Origin of the sequence: Cellulomonas sp. CW35 (assembly GCF_052378485.1) — a bacterium.
GTDB classification, from domain to species: domain Bacteria; phylum Actinomycetota; class Actinomycetes; order Actinomycetales; family Cellulomonadaceae; genus Cellulomonas; species Cellulomonas uda.
The window spans coordinates 2,284,625-2,300,322 of sequence record NZ_CP199000.1 but is presented as its reverse complement, the minus strand read 5'-3'; the positions used below and the strand labels follow the sequence as shown (position 1 = coordinate 2,300,322).

Below are 15,698 nucleotides of genomic sequence, written 5' to 3'. Positions count from 1 at the left end.
CGTCGTCGCTCCTGACGGCGGGTGCGGCCGGGCCGCCGACGCGTCCCATATCCCAGATCCGGGACGCCGAAACGGTTCAGACGGCCCGGACCGCCCGGACGAGCGAGGACACGCCGCGACACGATGCGGGGTACGCGGGACACGGCGCGCGGCGTAGTGTCCAATGGGACACCGGCGGCGACGCCCGCAGCACGACAGCACGCAGTCGGCAGCAGCCGACGATCGCAAGGACGCAGGCCGCGAGGGGCGGCGCAGCGCGAGGAAGGGACGAGACGTGGCTCGGATCGGGGACGGTGCCGACCTGCTCAAGTGCTCCTTCTGCGGCAAGTCCCAGAAGCAGGTCAAGAAGCTCATCGCCGGGCCCGGCGTGTACATCTGCGACGAGTGCATCGAGCTGTGCAACGAGATCATCGAGGAGGAGCTCGCCGAGGCCAACGAGACGGGCCTGGTCGAGCTGCCGAAGCCGCGCGAGATCTTCGCGTTCCTCGAGCAGTACATCATCGGCCAGGAGTCGGCCAAGCGTGCCCTGTCGGTCGCGGTGTACAACCACTACAAGCGGATCCAGGCCGGCGAGGGCGTGCGCAACGCCGACGACCAGGTCGAGATCGCCAAGTCCAACATCCTGCTCGTCGGCCCCACGGGCACGGGCAAGACGTACCTGGCCCAGACGCTCGCGCGCATGCTCAACGTGCCGTTCGCCCTGGCCGACGCCACCGCGCTGACGGAGGCCGGCTACGTCGGCGAGGACGTCGAGAACATCCTGCTCAAGCTCATCCAGGCCGCCGACTACGACGTCAAGAAGGCCGAGCAGGGCATCATCTACATCGACGAGATCGACAAGATCGCCCGCAAGAGCGAGAACCCGTCGATCACGCGTGACGTCTCGGGCGAGGGCGTCCAGCAGGCGCTGCTGAAGATCATCGAGGGCACGACGGCCTCGGTCCCGCCGCAGGGCGGTCGCAAGCACCCGCACCAGGAGTTCATCCAGATCGACACGTCGAACGTCCTGTTCATCGTGGCGGGGGCGTTCGCAGGGCTCGACGACATCATCGCCGCCCGCGCACGCAAGCGTGTCGTCGGGTTCGGCGCGCCGCTCGTGGACAACCACGAGGAGGGCGACCTGTTCTCCGAGGTCCGCCCCGAGGACCTGCAGAAGTACGGGCTCATCCCCGAGTTCATCGGGCGTCTGCCGGTCGTCGCGGCTGTCGGGCGGCTCGACCAGGACGCGCTCGTGCGGATCCTCACGGAGCCGCGCAACGCGCTCGTCAAGCAGTACCAGCGGATGTTCGAGATCGACGGCGTCGAGCTCGAGTTCGACGAGGAGGCCGTCGCGGCGATCGCGGACCAGGCGCTCCTGCGCGGGACGGGCGCACGCGGTCTGCGCGCCATCATGGAGGAGGTCCTCCAGCAGGTGATGTTCGACGTCCCGAGCCGCGACGACGTCGCACGCGTGCTCATCACGCGCGACGTGGTGCTCGAGAACGTGAACCCGACCCTCGTGCCGCGCGAGAAGCGCCCGCCCCGCGAGAAGAGCGCCTGACCGCGCGGTTCGCGGCCTAGGATCGCGGGCGTGACCGACGCGATCCGCCCCGCCGAACCCGCTCCCGAGCACGGGGGAGCGTCCGGGGCGGCGCAGTCGACGGACATCCCGCCCGAGCTCGCCCGGCTGCGGCACAGCATCGACAACATCGACGCCGCGCTGGTCTACCTGCTCGCGGAGCGGTTCAAGGCGACCAAGCAGGTCGGGGTCCTGAAGGCGCAGCGCGGACTGCCCCCGTCGGACCCGGGTCGCGAGGTCCGGCAGGTCGCGCGACTGCGTGAGCTCGCGGACCAGGCGGACCTGGACCCGGTGTTCGCGGAGAAGTTCCTGGCGTTCATCGTCGAGGAGGTCATCCGCCACCACGAGGCGATCGCGCAGGACGGCGGGCGCGAACCCGCAGGTGGTGACGCCTCCGGGTGACCGTCCCGCGGCGCCCTCCCGTGGGGCCGTCGCCAGGGGTGGCGTGGGGCGCCAACCTGCGGTTGGTTAGGAGTGGTCAGCGAGGCTCGAGACGCGCGACCGCTGACGTCCGCGTCCCGGGCACCGTCCACTGCACGGCCCACCTCGTGGGCCGAAGGAGGTTGCCGCATGGACCTGCACTGGCTCAAGCCGCTGCTCGGCCGGACGTCGCCGTTCGTCACCGTGTTCCTCGACGCGACGAGAGCAGAGTCGGCGGGGGAGTCGGAGGCGGCGGACCGCTGGAAGGCGGCACGGCGGGAGCTCGAGCGCGAGGGCGCGCCGGGTGCCGTGCTCGACGAGATCGCCGACCTGGTCGCGGTGCCGACGGGCGTGCGAGGACCGCACGGGCGCGTGATCGTGGCGGACGGCCAGGGCGTGCTGGTCGACCGCGTCGTGGGCGAGCCGCCCGCTCGGACGATCGCGACGTTCGGACCGGTGCCCGACCTGCTGCCCGCGGTGCGGGCCGCCGACGAGGCGGTCGAGCTGCTCGTCGTCGCGGTCGACCGCACGGGTGCGGACCTCGTGTGGAAGTCCGCGGGCGGTGCCCGCCCCGGCGTGGGCGAGGACGGCGAACCGCTGCACGAGAGCGTCGAGGGCGGTCACGACGACGTGCACAAGACCCGGGAGAACGGGCTGTCGCGGCGCAACCAGTCGCGGGCCGAGGACTCGTGGCAGCGCAACGCCGAGGAGGTGGCGGCGTTCCTGGACAAGCGCGTCGCGGAACGCACCCCCGAGCTCGTCGTGCTCACCGGTGACGTGCGTGCGGTCGCGCTCGTGTGCGAGAAGGTGGGCCAGCAGGTCCGCGAGCTCGTCGTCGAGGTGCCCGGCGGGGCGCGCGGCGCCGGGGCGAAGCCGGACGCGTTCGCACAGCGCGTGCGGGCCGCGGTGGACGAGCTGCGCGCGCGTCGCCGTCACGCGGTGCTGGACCGGTTCGGGCAGGCGCTGGGGCGCGGCGAGGCCGCGGTGACCTCCCTCGACGACGTCGTCGAGGTGCTGCGCCGGGGACAGGTCGCCGAGCTGGTGCTCGGTGACGGGGCGCTCGGCGCGTTGCAGGAGCGTGAGGTGCTCGTCGGCCTGCAGCCGCTCGAGCTCGCGACCAACCAGGCCGACCTCGACACGCTGGGCGTCGCGGACGGTCGACGGTACCCGGCGGTCGTCGCGCTCGTGCGGGCTGCGCTCGCGCAGGACGCGGGCGTGACGTTCGCCCCGGACGGGGCGGCCGAGCTGGCGGACGGCGTCGGGGCGCTCCTGCGGTGGTCGGACGAGTCCACACCGAGCGAGCAGCTGCTCACGCAGTCGGCCGACGCGCGGCGCGTGCGCGCGATCCCGTAGCGCAGGCGCTCGGCTGCGGCGTCACGGGCCGCGCGTCCCCATCGAGGGCGCGCGGCCCGAGCCGTCTCAGTCCCGCGCGGTCCCGCGGGTGTCCGTGTAGAGCTCCTCGACCTGCGGGGCGAAGTCCGCGAGCACGCGGGTGCGCTTCACCTTGAGCGACGGCGTGAGGTAGCCGTTCGCCTCCGTGAGGTCGGTCGGCAGCACGGCGATCTTGCGGATGGACTCGGCACGCGAGACCGCCTCGTTGGCCCGGGCCACCGCGCGGTCGAGCGCCTCCAGCACGGCGGGGTGCTCACCGGCGGTGACGACGTCCATGGCCGGCAGGCCGTGGTTCGCGAGCCACCCGGGCAGCATCTCGGCGTCCAGCGTCACGAGCGCCCCGATGAACGGCCGCTGGTCGCCGACGACCACGACCTGGCTGACGATCGGGTGCCCGCGCAGGCGGTCCTCGAGCACCGCCGGGGCCACGTTCTTGCCGCCCGCGGTCACGATGATCTCCTTGGAGCGGCCGGTGATGCGCAGGTACCCGTCCTCGTCGAGCGAGCCGAGGTCGCCCGTGCGGAACCAGCCGTCGACGAGCGCGGCCTTCGTCGCCTCCTCGTCGTGCCGGTACCCGCGGAAGACGTGCGGACCTGCGACCCAGATCTCACCCGCCTCGTCGACGCGCACCCGGGTCCCCGGGAACGCGGGACCCACCGTGCCGACCTTGGTGAGACGCGGCAGGTTGACCGCGGTGGGCGCGGTCGTCTCCGTGAGCCCGTAGCCCTCGAGGACCCGCACGCCGATCCCCCGGAAGAAGTGCCCCAGCCGGTCGCCGAGCGGCGCACCACCGGAGATGGCCCACTCGACATGGCCGCCCAGCGCCGCGCGGAGCTTCGCGTGCACGAGGCGCCCCGCGAGCCGGTGCTGCGTGCGCAGCGCGGCGCTCGGTCCTGCGGGCGTGTCGAGGGCGCGTGAGTACTGGATCGCGACCTTCGCCGCCCAGCGGAACACCCGCAGCGCGGCGCCCGAGCCGGCCTTCTGCTCGGCCGAGTTGTAGACCTTCTCGAACACGCGCGGCACGGCCAGCAGGAACGTGGGACGGAACGACGCGAGGTCGGGCAGGAGGTTGCGCGTGTCGGGCGTGTGCCCGAGCACCGCGCCGGACGGGACGCACAGCACCTGGATGAACCGCGCGAACACGTGCGCGAGCGGCAGGAACAGCAGCGTGCGCGAGTGCGGCTGCGCGTACACCTCGCCGAGGTCGTCGATGCCGAGCAGGCAGACCGCGACGAAGTTGCCGTGCGTGAGCTCGACACCCTTCGGGCGGCCGGTGGTGCCGGAGGTGTAGATCACGGTCGCGAGGTCGTCGCGGCCGGCGAGCGCGCTGCGCCGCTCGATCTCGGCGTCGGGCACGTCGTGGCCGGACACGACGAGCTGCTCGAGCGCGCCGGCGTCGATCACGAGGACCTCGCGCAGCCCGGGCAGGTCGTCACGCACGCTCTCGACGACGGCGGCGTGCGCCTCGGTCTCCGCGACGAGCAGGCGGATGCCCGCGTCCGCGCAGATCCAGCGCACCTGCTCCGCGGAGTCGGTCTCGTACACCGGCACGCCGACCGCGCCCGCGGACCACACCGCGAAGTCGAGCACCGTCCACTCGTACCGGGTGCGCGACATGATGCCGACCCGGTCGCCCGGTGCGATGCCGCGGGCCACGAGGCCCTTGGCCACCGCGGTGACCTCCGCGACGAACCCGCGGACCGTCACGGGCGTCCACGCGGAGCCCAGGCCCGACGAGCGCTCGGCGAACGTGCCGTCGGGATCGCGCGCGAGTCGCTGCGCGAGCATGCCGGGGATGGAACGAGGGGCGTCGGCGGGCAGCGTCGACGGCGAGGTGCTGGGGGACATGTCTCTCTCCGTGGGGGTACGACGAGACCCTACCGCTCGGTTACCGGGCGGTAGCCTCGCGCGCTCGTCGGCCCGCGGTGTGCCGCCGGCCGTCGCTCAGAGCTCCTCGTAGACCGCCGGGTCCTGGTCGTTGGTGCGACCGTCCGGCCGCGACAGCCCGCTGATCGCCGCGACCTCGTCGGGCGACAGCGTGAAGTCGAACACCGCGAGGTTCTCCCTGCGGCGCTCGGCCGAGCCCGACTTCGGCAGCGGCACCGCACCGAGCTCGACGTGCCAGCGCAGCACCACCTGGCCGGGTGTGCGGCCGTGCGCGCGGGCGACCTCCTGGATCACCGGCTCCTCGAGCAGCGGTCCGCGGGCCAGCGGGCTCCACGACTGCGTGAGCACGCCGCGCGCCTCGTCGGCGCCCCGCTGCTCCGGCTGCGCGAAGTGCGGGTGCAGCTCCACCTGGTTCACGGTCGGCAGCTCACCCGTGACGCGCTTCAGCGAGTCGAGGTGCTCGGGCAGGAAGTTCGAGACGCCGACCGACCGGACCAGACCGGCGTCCCGGAGCGAGAGCAGCGCCGCGAACGCCTCGGCGTACAGCCCGCGGCCGGGGTTCGGCCAGTGGATGAGGACCAGGTCCCAGTGGTCGAGCCCCGCGCGCAGCAGGGACTCCTGCACGGCCGTGACCGCGTCGTCGTGCCGGTGGTAGCGGCCCGGCAGCTTGGTCTGCAGCACGAGCTCGTCGCGCGGCACACCGGACTGGCGCACGCCCGCGCCGACCGCACCCTCGTTCTCGTAGTTGTACGCGGTGTCGATCAGGCGGTACCCGGCGCCGATCGCGTCGGCCACCGCGTCCCGGCCCGCGAAGCCCTTGAGCGGGTAGGTGCCGAAGCCGATGGCGGGCAGCACCAGGCCGTCGGCCAGCGTGCGGGTGGGGACGTCCTCGGGGGCGGTCGGCCGGCTCGGCGAGGTCGAGGTCATGCCCAGCACGCTACGCCCGCAGGTGGGAGACGGGCACGTCGGTGCTCGCCTCCCACCGTCGGGCGTCAGGCGCCGCGCTTGACCGGCTCGCCCAGCTGCGCGTCGTGCGCGACGGCCTGCTCGACCTCGCCCGCGACGAGCTCCAGCGTGCCGGTGGCGCGGCCCGCGGCGCGCACGTCGTCGAGCGCGACCTCGACGTCGGCGAGCTGCGCGGCCGGGACCTCGAGGCGCGCGGCGAGGATCTCCGTGCGCATCGACACCTTCGCCTCGGACTTGACCTTGCGCAGCGCCGCGAGCGCGGCACCGGCCGCGGTCACGGTCGCGAACGACGCGTCACCCGTCGCCGAGCGCAGCGGCGCGGACTGCGGCCACGCGGCGCGGTGCACCGAGCCCTCGCGCCACCACGACCAGACCTCCTCGGTCGCGAACGGCAGCACCGGCGCGAGCAGGCGCAGCAGCACGTCGAGCGCGAGGCACAGCGCGGTGCGGGCGCTTCGCGCCCCCGCACCCTCGCCGTACGCGCGGTCCTTCACGAGCTCGAGGTAGTCGTCGCAGAACGTCCAGAAGAACGTCTCCGTGAGCTCGAGCGCGCGCGTGTGGTCGTACGACTCGAGCGCGGCGGTCGCCTGGTCGACCACGTCGGCCAGGCCGGCGAGCATCGCCCGGTCGAGCGCGACCGTGACGAGCGCCGGGTCGAGCGACGGAGCCTCGTCGGTGCCGCCGAACGACAGCGCGAACTTGGAGGCGTTGAGCACCTTGATCGCCAGGCGTCGGCCGATCTTCATCTGGCCGACCTCGAACGCCGCGTCGGTGCCGAGCCGCGCGGAGGCCGCCCAGTACCGGACCGCGTCCGACCCGTGCTCCTCGAGCAGGCCCATGGGCGTGACGACGTTGCCCTTGGACTTCGACATCTTCTTGCGGTCCGGGTCGAGGATCCACCCGCTGATGGCGGCGTCGGTCCACGGCAGCGAGCCGTGCTCGAGGTGCGAGCGCACCACCGTCGAGAACAGCCACGTGCGGATGATGTCCTGGCCCTGCGGCCGCAGGTCCATCGGGAAGACGCGCGCGAACAGGTCCGGGTCGGAGCGCCAGCCGCCGGCGATCTGCGGGGTCAGCGACGACGTGGCCCAGGTGTCCATGATGTCGGGGTCCCCGACGAAGCCGCCCGGCACACCGCGCTGGTCCGCGGTGTAGCCCGCGGGCACGTCCGACGACGGGTCGACGGGAAGCTGGTCCTCGGACGGGACGAGCGGGTTGTCGTAGTCGGGCTCGCCGTCGGCGTCGAGCGCGTACCAGACCGGCAGCGGCACGCCGAAGAACCGCTGGCGGCTGATGAGCCAGTCGCCGTTCAGGCCGCCGACCCAGTTCTCGTAGCGGACCTGCATGAACTCGGGGTGGAAGTCGAGCTCGGCACCGCGCGCGAGCAGCGCCGCGCGAAGGTCCGTGTCGCGGCCGCCGTTGCGGATGTACCACTGGCGCGACGTGACGATCTCGAGGGGCTTGTCGCCCTTCTCGTAGAAGTTCGCCTTGCGCTGCGTGGGCGTCGGCTCGCCGTCGAGGTCACCGGAGGCGCGCAGACCGGCGACGACCGCCTCGCGTGCCGAGAACGTCGTCTTGCCCGCGAGCTGTGCGAACACCTCACGGCCCTGCTGCGACGTGATCCACTCCGGCGTCTCGCGCAGCAGGCGGCCGTCGCGCTGCACCACCGAGCGTGTCGGGAGCTGCAGCTCGCGCCACCACTGCACGTCGGTCAGGTCGCCGAACGTGCAGCACATCGCGATGCCCGCGCCCTTGTCGGGCTCGGCGGCCGGGTGCGCGAGCACCGGGACCTCGACGCCGAACAGCGGGGTCGTGACCGTCGTGCCGAACAGGTGCTGGTAGCGCTCGTCGTCGGGGTGCGCGATGAGCGCGACGCACGCCGGCAGCAGCTCCGGTCGCGTCGTCTCGATGTGGACCGGGCCGTCGGCGCCGTGGAACGCGACCCGGTGGAACGCGCCCGGGTAGTCGCGCGCCTCGAGCTCGGCCTGCGCGACGGCGGTCTGGAACGTCACGTCCCACAGGCCCGGCGCCTCGGCCTGGTACGCCTCACCGCGCGCGAGGTTGCGCAGGAACGCCTGCTGCGCGACGGCGCGCGACTCCGCCGAGATGGTCTGGTAGGTCATCGACCAGTCGACCGAGAGTCCGAGGCGGCGCCACAGCGCCTCGAACTGCCGCTCGTCCTCGACCGTGAGCCGCTCGCACAGCTCGACGAAGTTGCGTCGGCTGACCGGCACCTGGTCGGCGGCCTTCACGGTCTTGTCCGTGCCCTCGTGCGGCGGCGTGAAGTCCGGGTCGTACGGCAGCGACGGGTCGCAGCGCACGCCGTAGTAGTTCTGCACGCGACGTTCGGTGGGCAGGCCGTTGTCGTCCCAGCCCATCGGGTAGAACACCTCCGCGCCGCGCATGCGGCGGTACCGCGCGACGACGTCGGTGTGCGTGTACGAGAACACGTGCCCCACGTGCAGCGAGCCCGAGACGGTGGGCGGCGGGGTGTCGATCGAGTAGATCTCCTCGCGCGAGCGCGTGCGGTCGAACGAGTACGTCCCGAGCTCGGCCCAGCGCTGCGACCACGACTCCTCGAGCCCCTCGAGGCCGACCTTGTCCGGTACACGGCGGCCGGTGGAGGTCGTCGGGACGTCGGTACGGGAGGTCAGGTCGCTCATGACCGCCCATCTTCCCAGACTCCGAGGGTGTTCCTGCACCGCTTTCGCGCGCCGGACGGCTCAGTCGCGGGCGGTCGCCGCGACCGCGTCGGGCTGTGGCAGGAGCGCCTCGATCTGCTGGCGCATCCAGGACGAGTACACCGCCCCGACCAGCGGGCTGCCCGCGTGGCTCGACCGCAGCTCGGCGCCGAGGTCGACGACGACCGGCCAGGCGAACGCGGCGAAGTCCTTCGGGATCGTGCGCATCGCGTAGGCGTGCGCCTCGTCGTCCGCCGACTCCGCGATGACGGCGGCGACGACCGCGACGCCCGACTGCAGCCCGCGCATCTGCCCGTGCGCGACCTCGGCGTGGCTCAGCGCGGACCGGGTGAAGCCGGCGAGCCCGTCCGCGGTGACGTGGGGCGTCGTGGTCACGTGGACGACCGTGTGCACGGTCGTCGCCATCCAGCGCAGCCGGAAGTTCCGGCGGTGGCCGACGAGGCCCGCCGGCGGTGTCATCCGCAACGTGTAGCCCGCTGCGACGAGCCGCTCCTGGACGAGTGCCTGGTATCCGAGGGTGTCCACGACGCTCCTTCTGCGCGAGGGTTGGCGCGCTGATCGTGGCACGTCCGAGCGCAGCCCGTGGGCAGCTCGACGCATGGTCGTCCGGGTGCCGCGGTCGGCCGTCGTCTGCCACGATGACCCGGGCCGGTGCGCGGCGAGGCGCACAGGACGACGAGGTGGGGGGACGCGTGAGCGACGTCGAGCTGCAGCCCGCGGCGGTGAGCGCCATGGCCGTGCGGTTCCGGGCTTCCGGCATGGAGCTGGGGCGCGCACGCGACGCGCACGCAGCAGCGGCCGACGAGGCCGTGGACCCGGTCGCGAGCGCGCACGCGCGCGCGGTGCACCGGTGGACCGAGGGGCTGCGGGTCGCGGCGGCGGCGCTCGTCGAGGTGGGGACCGAGCTGGACGCGTGCGTGCGCGCGACGACCGACGGCGACGAGCAGACGGCCGCCACGTTTCGCGGGATCCGGCCGTGACCGGGCGTGGCGTCGTGGACGTCGACTTCGACAAGGTCATCCAGTCCTTGTGGCGCGCGATGGACGCGCTCGACGAGGCGGGGTTCTCGCTCAACCCGCTCGACATCGTGCAGAACGTGGCGGCGGCGCGCCGGCTCATCGAGCGGATCGTCGCGATCGCGACCGATCCGCCACCGGGCGACCCGGCGGCGAGCGCGCGCGCCGCGCAGGCCTGGTCGACGCTCGCGCGCGCCCTGACCGTGACGACCGACAAGGTGGACGCCGACCGCGTGCACCGGCGCACGGTCTGGACGGGCACAGCCGCGCCGGCGTTCGACGCGACCGCGCGCGAGCTCGACTCGCGTCTCACGGATGCCGCAGCCGCGGCCCGCCGCGCGGTCGTCGCGCTCGAGGACCACGCGGAGGCGCTCACCCGCGCGCAGCGTCGGCACGCGGACGTCGGCGCGTCGCTGCGCCGTGCGCGCGACGACATCCCGCGGCACCCCGGCGAGCTCGACCAGCTCGACGACGTGGTGCGTCACCTGCGCGACGCCGTGACCGCGGCGCTCGAGTCCTGGCGCGACGCGGCTGCCGCCGCGAAGGCGTGCGCGAACGAGCTCGCCGCGGTCGAGGCCGCGATGCCGTTCCCCGACGGCGCGGCGCCCGGCATGCGCGCGCTCGACACGCTCGGGCAGCACGCGCCCGGCTCGGGCCGACCGCCGCTCGTCGACGGTGTGCTCGAACGCGCCCGAGCCGCGTACGACGCGCTGTCGCCGCAGGACCGGGCCGCGTTCGACGCGCTCATGGACGGCGCCGCCTCGCAGCGGCACCGGGCGTGGCTGCTCGCCGCGCTCGCGGCCGGGAGCTCGATCTCGACGCTGCGCCGGTTCGCCGAGCGGATCAACCGCGCGCCCGACCCCGACGCGCTGCTCGACCCCGAGTCCGCGCTGCGGCGCGACGGGCCGTTCACGCAGACCACCGGGACGACGTGCGGCTCGTCGTCCCTGGTCTACGCGAGCATGCTGCGCGACCCGGTCCTCGCGCTGCGCGTCCTGACCGGCTACGACGCGACGACGGGACAGTCCGACGACCCCCAGCGCACGCCCGCAGACCGGTTCACCGAGCTCGAGACGGAGATGAAGCGCCGCACCGACGACCCGCGCATCGACCCGGACCGCGGCTGGCGGCCCGGCAACGTCTCGATGCCGTGGATCCCGGCGCTCGGCACGTCGCCGTGGGCCGCCGCCGAGGAGCTCGACGCGATGGCGCCCGAGGGCGTGCGCTACCAGGTCGACATGGTCGACCCGGCCTCGCCGGACGACAAGCAGGACGCGTACCAGCAGCTCGTCGAGGCCACCGACCAGGGCAACCCCGCGGTGCTGTACGTGGGCGACGAGACCTCGCCCCGGCACGTCGTGCTGGTCTACGCGCACGGCGACGGGACGATCGAGATCTACGAGCCCGGGCACGGCGAGCGCGTGGTCGTGACGCAGGAGCAGTTCGTGAACGGTGAGTTCTCCGTGGGCGGGTGGGCCAAGCCGTGGGCCGTCGTCACGCCGTGACGCGTCCCGTCCCGCGAGCCGCGCTCGCCCCCGCTGCATGGCACCGCGCCCTGCCGCGTGCCGCGGCGGGCTGTGCGGCGCTCGTCGTGCTCGCCGCGTGCACGCCGGACGTGCCGGACGACCAGACGACGAGCGTCGACGTCGCGCGCTACCAGGACCTGGCCGCCGACCCGTGGCTCGCGGCGACCTCGCTGACGGTCGGGCGGTACGCGTTCGGCACGAACCGGCAGTTCGAGGCGGGCTCGGGACGCAGCGCACGCACGACGACAGGCACCGCGGCGCACGTGCTCGCGGGTGAGACCGCCGCGGCGGCCGACCAGGGCTGGGTCGTCGCGGCGGCGCGGTGCGACGACGCCGCGGCCGACGCCGTGACCGTCGAGCTCGTGCGCGAGCTGTCCGACGGGTCCGTGGCGGTGGGTGAGCTGCGCCTCGAGCAGGACCAGTCCGCCGCAGGTCCCGCAGACGGGCCCGCAGAGGGGTCAGCAGACGGGTCAGCGGTCGACCGCGCGGCGCGCGAGGTGCCGCGCCGCGTGCTCGTGGCCGCGTTCGCGCCGCATCACACGAACGACCTGACGATCGACGTGCCCCCCGAGCCGGTCGCGTACGAGTCCCTGAGCTGCCTCGGCGGGTCCGGGGGAGCGGGCGTGGGTCCCGACGACCTGCTCGCGGCCGTGCAGGGCGGCGACGGGGGCGACCGGTGACGGGTCGTCGCGGCTCGGGCGCCCTCGGCGTCCGTGCGGGGACGGGTGCGCGCAGCGGGGTCGTGCTCGTCGTGGGTGCGCTCGCGGGTGTCGCGCTCGTCGTCGTCGGGCTGGGTGCCTGCGCGCGCGACCTGAGCCGGGGGGACGTGCTGGACGCGCTGCGCGCCCAGCCGTGGCCCGCCGGCGCGCAGGTCGAGGTCGGCAAGGACCCCGGCGGCGGCCGGTACGAGCGACCGCGGGCGTCGGGGCGCGTCGAGTCCGACGACGTGCCGTGGCGCGCGGTCGGTGCCGAGGTCGACGCGGCCGTCGCCGCCGGGTGGAGGCCGGTCTACGCGCAGTGCGCGGGCCCGCGGGACTCGGTGCGCGTCGACCTCGTGCGCGAGGTCCTCGACGGCGTGCCCGCCACTGCGACCGTGACCGGCGAGGTCGTCGACGAGCTCGGCCTGCCCGCGGCGCGCGGCACCACGGTCGTGGGGGTCGCGGTCGTCGCGGCCGCGCCGCAGGACGTGCACGACCCCGCCCTGCTGCCTGCCGCGGTGCGTGACGGCGCCCCGCAGGTCGCGGTCGATCTCGCGACGTGCCTGGGCGAGCCCGCACCGGGTGCCGGGCTGCGGTGGGTCGGGACCCCCGCCGCGCTGCCGTCGCTCGGAGGCCCGTTGCCCGACTGAACGCCGGCTCAGTCGGTGCTCTGCCGCGCGCGGTAGGCGGCCACGTGCGCGCGGTTGCCGCAGTTGTTGACGTCGCAGAACCGGCGCGAGCGGTTGCGTGACAGGTCGACGAGCACCGCGGTGCAGTCCTCACCCGCACACCGCCGCAGGCGGTCGTACTCGTCGGACCGGATGACGTCGGCGACGCCCATCGCGGTCTCGACGAGCATGACGGTCGCGAGCGGCGCGTCCGGGACGGTCGCGTGCAGGTGCCAGTCCATGCCGTCGTGCCGGGTCAGGAACGGCACTGCGGACGCATCGCGCAGGATCGTGTTGACCAGCGCGGCGGCCTCGTCGCGGTCGACGTCCCAGAGCCTGCCCAGGACGGCACGCGCGTCGTGCACCTGTGCGAGCTCGGCGTCGTCGCCGTCGTGGCGGACCGAGTAGGCCCAGCGGCGGTAGAACGCGTCGAGGTCGTCGACGCTCGCGAGGGCGTCCTGGCCGTCGCGGCGCCGTGCGCTGTTGACCAGCTCGACCGCGGCCTGGAGGTTGGCCTCGGTGTCACGAGCGAAAACCATATTGACTCCTGACGGTCGCGGGTCCTACTGTCACGAGCATAGAAGCCTTTGACCCCTGACATGTCGCGTGCGTGGGCACCCGAGCATGCGGGAGGCCGCGCGCGTCGGGCAACGCGCAGGGCGCAGCCCACAGTTCACCGCGAGGAGCACGTCATGCAGGGCACACGCGCGCGCAGCGCCGGGATCGTCGCGGGCCTCGTCGCCGCTCTCGCGTTCGCCACCAGCGGGCCCGTCGTCAAGCCCTTGCTCGCCGCGGGGTGGACGCCCGGCGCGGCGATCCTGGTGCGTCTGTGGCTCGGGACGGTGCTCCTGGCGGGACCCGCCGCGTGGGCGCTGCGCGGGCGTCGCACGGCGTTGCGCCGTGAGTGGCGCACGGTCGTCGCGCTCGGCCTGCTGGGTGTGGCCGGGGCGTCGACGCTCTACTTCCTCGCGGTGGACCGGCTACCCGTCGCCGTCGCGCTGCTCGTCGAGTACACGGGACCGCTGCTCCTGCTGGGCTGGTCGTGGTCCCGCACGCGGCGCATGCCGTCACGCGCGACGCTGGCCGGCGCGGCGCTCGCGATGGGCGGGCTCGTGCTCGTGCTGGACGTGACCGGCTCGCTCGAGCTCGATGCGCTCGGCCTGGTGTTCGCGTTCGCCGCGGCGATCGGCAACGCCGCGTACTTCGCGCTGACCGCCCGGCCCATCGCGCTGCCGCCCGTGAGCCTGGCCGGCTCCGCGATGCTCGTCGGCGCGCTCACCGTCAGCGTGGTAGCGCTCGTCGGGATCCTGCCGGTCGAGGCGCCGCGCGTGCAGGTCGACGTGCTCGGCGCGCACGTCGAGTGGTTCGTGCCGCTGCTGGTCGTCGGCGCCGTGCCCACCGCCTTCGCGTACGGCGTGAGCGCGGTGTCCGTGCGGCTGCTCGGCGAGCGGCTCGCGTCGTTCCTCGCGCTCATGGAGGTGCTGTTCGCCGTCCTGCTCGCGTGGCTGCTGCTCGACGAGGCACCGCTCGTGATCCAGCTCGTCGGCGCGGTGCTCGTCGTCGGCGGGGTCGCGCTCGTGCGGTCGGGCGCCGCGGCGGACGGCGAGCTGCGCGCCGGCTCGCCGGCGCCGATGTCGGACGAGGCGACCCGCGGTGCGCCGGCCGACGCCGCCGAGTCGACGCAGGACGTCCCGGTGGGTGCGCTGGCCGGGCCGCGGTAGAGGCTCGCGACGGGCGTCGCCGGCGACCACCGTCGCACGATCGTCACACCGGCGGACTAGGGTCGAGCGCGGACGGACGCACCTGCTGCGGACCACCCGCGAGACGAGAACGAGGACGACGTGACTGGTGTGACGGCATCCGGCCTGACGGTCGGGTACGCGGCGATGCTCGAGCAGTTCCACCCCACCGAGGCGGTCGCGCTGTCGGCGTACGCCGAGGAGCACGGCTTCTCGGGCGTCATGGCCGCGGACCACTTCCAGCCGTGGGTCCCCGCGCAGGGGCAGGCCGCGTTCGTGTGGAACGTGCTCACGGCGATCGGCGAGCGGACCAGCGGCGACATGGGGCCCGGCGTGACCGCGCCGACGTTCCGCTGGCACCCCGCGATGGTCGCGCAGGCGAGCGCGACGCTCGCGGCGATGTACCCGGGGCGGCACTGGCTGGGCCTGGGCTCCGGCGAGGCGCTCAACGAGCACATCACCGCGCAGTACTGGCCCGAGGCCCCCGAGCGGATCAACCGCATGTTCGAGGCCATCGACATCATCAAGAAGCTGTTCAACGCGTCGCTCGCGGGCAAGGACGTCAAGCACTCCGGCGAGTTCTACAAGATGGAGTCCACGCGGCTGTGGACGATGCCCGAGGAGGCCCCGCCGATCCTCGTCGCGACCGCGGGCCCGATCACCGCCAAGCGCGCGGGTCGCCACGCCGACGGCCTCATCACGGTCGGTGCGCCGCTCGAGAAGATCGAGGGCCTGTTCTCGCGCTTCCACGACGGCGTGCGCGAGTCCGGCCGCAACCCCGAGGACCTGCCCAAGGTCCTGCAGGTGCACCTGTCGTGGGCACCGACCGACGAGGAGGCGCTCGCCAACGCGATGCACGAGTGGCCCAACGGGGGCATGAAGTTCCCCAAGGCTGACATCCGCTCGCCGTTCGAGCTCGAGCAGATGGCGCGGCTCGTGCGTCCCGAGGACTTCGAGGGCCGCATGGTCATCTCCGCCGACCCCGACGTGCACCGCGCGGCGATCCAGAAGTACGTCGACCTCGGCTTCGACCGCATCTACCTGCACAACGTGGGCCGCAACCAGCGCGAGTGGATCGACGTGTTCGGTGAGCACGTGCTGCCGAAGCTGGTGCGGTGAACCCGCG

Annotated in this window: 14 protein-coding genes; 9 read left to right on the top strand and 5 right to left on the bottom strand. The window is 73.7% G+C overall.

The window, feature by feature from the left end; genetic code table 11:
- Positions 1-274: 274 nt before the first annotated feature.
- From clpX to ACT17Q_RS10505, 3 genes are all read left to right on the top strand, one after another.
- Complete coding sequence (gene clpX / locus ACT17Q_RS10515) at positions 275-1,540, top strand: ATP-dependent Clp protease ATP-binding subunit ClpX (protein WP_094179690.1); 1,266 nt, start codon at positions 275-277, stop codon at positions 1,538-1,540.
- A gap of 105 nt (positions 1,541-1,645) precedes the next feature.
- On the top strand, positions 1,646-1,960 hold the full coding sequence (locus tag ACT17Q_RS10510) for a chorismate mutase (RefSeq protein ID WP_232514738.1): 315 nt from the start codon (positions 1,646-1,648) through the stop codon (positions 1,958-1,960).
- Between the two features lie 168 nt (positions 1,961-2,128).
- Positions 2,129-3,331: a baeRF2 domain-containing protein gene (locus tag ACT17Q_RS10505; RefSeq protein ID WP_141318526.1), complete on the top strand. Its 1,203-nt coding sequence runs from the start codon at positions 2,129-2,131 to the stop codon at positions 3,329-3,331.
- 66 nt (positions 3,332-3,397) lie between these two features.
- Here ACT17Q_RS10505 and ACT17Q_RS10500 read toward each other — a convergent pair whose 3' ends face one another.
- From ACT17Q_RS10500 to ACT17Q_RS10485, 4 genes are all read right to left on the bottom strand, one after another.
- Positions 3,398-5,218, bottom strand: coding sequence for an AMP-dependent synthetase/ligase (locus ACT17Q_RS10500; RefSeq protein WP_268533954.1), 1,821 nt, complete (start codon positions 5,216-5,218; stop codon positions 3,398-3,400).
- A gap of 96 nt (positions 5,219-5,314) precedes the next feature.
- On the bottom strand, positions 5,315-6,184 hold the full coding sequence (locus ACT17Q_RS10495) for an aldo/keto reductase (RefSeq protein WP_141318522.1): 870 nt from the start codon (positions 6,182-6,184) through the stop codon (positions 5,315-5,317).
- Positions 6,185-6,249: 65 nt separating this feature from the next.
- Positions 6,250-8,886, bottom strand: a complete 2,637-nt coding sequence (valS, locus tag ACT17Q_RS10490; RefSeq protein WP_444662319.1) for a valine--tRNA ligase — start codon at positions 8,884-8,886, stop codon at positions 6,250-6,252.
- 60 nt (positions 8,887-8,946) lie between these two features.
- Positions 8,947-9,450, bottom strand: coding sequence for a hypothetical protein (locus ACT17Q_RS10485; RefSeq protein WP_444662317.1), 504 nt, complete (start codon positions 9,448-9,450; stop codon positions 8,947-8,949).
- A 167-nt stretch (positions 9,451-9,617) separates the two neighbouring features.
- On the opposite strand from ACT17Q_RS10485, the gene ACT17Q_RS10480 reads away from it, so the two are divergent.
- The 4 genes from ACT17Q_RS10480 to ACT17Q_RS10465 are packed head-to-tail and all read left to right on the top strand — an operon-like array spanning position 9,618 to position 12,815.
- On the top strand, positions 9,618-9,905 hold the full coding sequence (locus ACT17Q_RS10480) for a hypothetical protein (protein ID WP_444662315.1): 288 nt from the start codon (positions 9,618-9,620) through the stop codon (positions 9,903-9,905).
- Positions 9,902-11,446 (top strand): hypothetical protein, encoded by a 1,545-nt coding sequence (locus ACT17Q_RS10475; protein ID WP_444662313.1) that lies wholly within the window; start codon positions 9,902-9,904, stop codon positions 11,444-11,446. The genes ACT17Q_RS10480 and ACT17Q_RS10475 overlap by 4 nt, the downstream gene beginning before the upstream one ends.
- Positions 11,443-12,147, top strand: a complete 705-nt coding sequence (locus tag ACT17Q_RS10470; protein ID WP_444662311.1) for a hypothetical protein — start codon at positions 11,443-11,445, stop codon at positions 12,145-12,147. Before ACT17Q_RS10475 ends, ACT17Q_RS10470 begins: the two co-directional genes overlap by 4 nt.
- Positions 12,144-12,815: a hypothetical protein gene (locus ACT17Q_RS10465; RefSeq protein WP_146804663.1), complete on the top strand. Its 672-nt coding sequence runs from the start codon at positions 12,144-12,146 to the stop codon at positions 12,813-12,815. Before ACT17Q_RS10470 ends, ACT17Q_RS10465 begins: the two co-directional genes overlap by 4 nt.
- Positions 12,816-12,823: 8 nt before the next feature.
- Here the strand turns inward: ACT17Q_RS10465 and ACT17Q_RS10460 are convergent, their stop codons facing one another.
- A complete protein-coding gene (locus tag ACT17Q_RS10460; RefSeq protein WP_444662309.1) occupies positions 12,824-13,372 on the bottom strand; it encodes a CGNR zinc finger domain-containing protein in 549 nt (182 codons plus the stop codon).
- A gap of 153 nt (positions 13,373-13,525) precedes the next feature.
- Between ACT17Q_RS10460 and ACT17Q_RS10455 the strand changes: the two genes are divergently transcribed.
- Together ACT17Q_RS10455 and ACT17Q_RS10450 are read left to right on the top strand one after the other, a co-directional pair.
- Positions 13,526-14,554: an EamA family transporter gene (locus ACT17Q_RS10455; protein WP_444662307.1), complete on the top strand. Its 1,029-nt coding sequence runs from the start codon at positions 13,526-13,528 to the stop codon at positions 14,552-14,554.
- Positions 14,555-14,719: 165 nt separating this feature from the next.
- Positions 14,720-15,691: a TIGR03557 family F420-dependent LLM class oxidoreductase gene (locus tag ACT17Q_RS10450; protein ID WP_094182079.1), complete on the top strand. Its 972-nt coding sequence runs from the start codon at positions 14,720-14,722 to the stop codon at positions 15,689-15,691.
- Positions 15,692-15,698 lie beyond the last annotated feature (7 nt).

Coding starts and splice junctions, on each gene's coding strand:
- ACT17Q_RS10505 (WP_141318526.1), top strand. CDS start 2,129: ATGGACCTGCACTGGCTCAAGCCGCTGCTCGGCCGGACGTCGCCGTTC.
- ACT17Q_RS10500 (WP_268533954.1), bottom strand. CDS start 5,218: ATGTCCCCCAGCACCTCGCCGTCGACGCTGCCCGCCGACGCCCCTCGT.
- ACT17Q_RS10495 (WP_141318522.1), bottom strand. CDS start 6,184: ATGACCTCGACCTCGCCGAGCCGGCCGACCGCCCCCGAGGACGTCCCC.
- valS (WP_444662319.1), bottom strand. CDS start 8,886: ATGAGCGACCTGACCTCCCGTACCGACGTCCCGACGACCTCCACCGGC.
- ACT17Q_RS10460 (WP_444662309.1), bottom strand. CDS start 13,372: ATGGTTTTCGCTCGTGACACCGAGGCCAACCTCCAGGCCGCGGTCGAG.
- ACT17Q_RS10455 (WP_444662307.1), top strand. CDS start 13,526: ATGCAGGGCACACGCGCGCGCAGCGCCGGGATCGTCGCGGGCCTCGTC.
- ACT17Q_RS10450 (WP_094182079.1), top strand. CDS start 14,720: ATGCTCGAGCAGTTCCACCCCACCGAGGCGGTCGCGCTGTCGGCGTAC.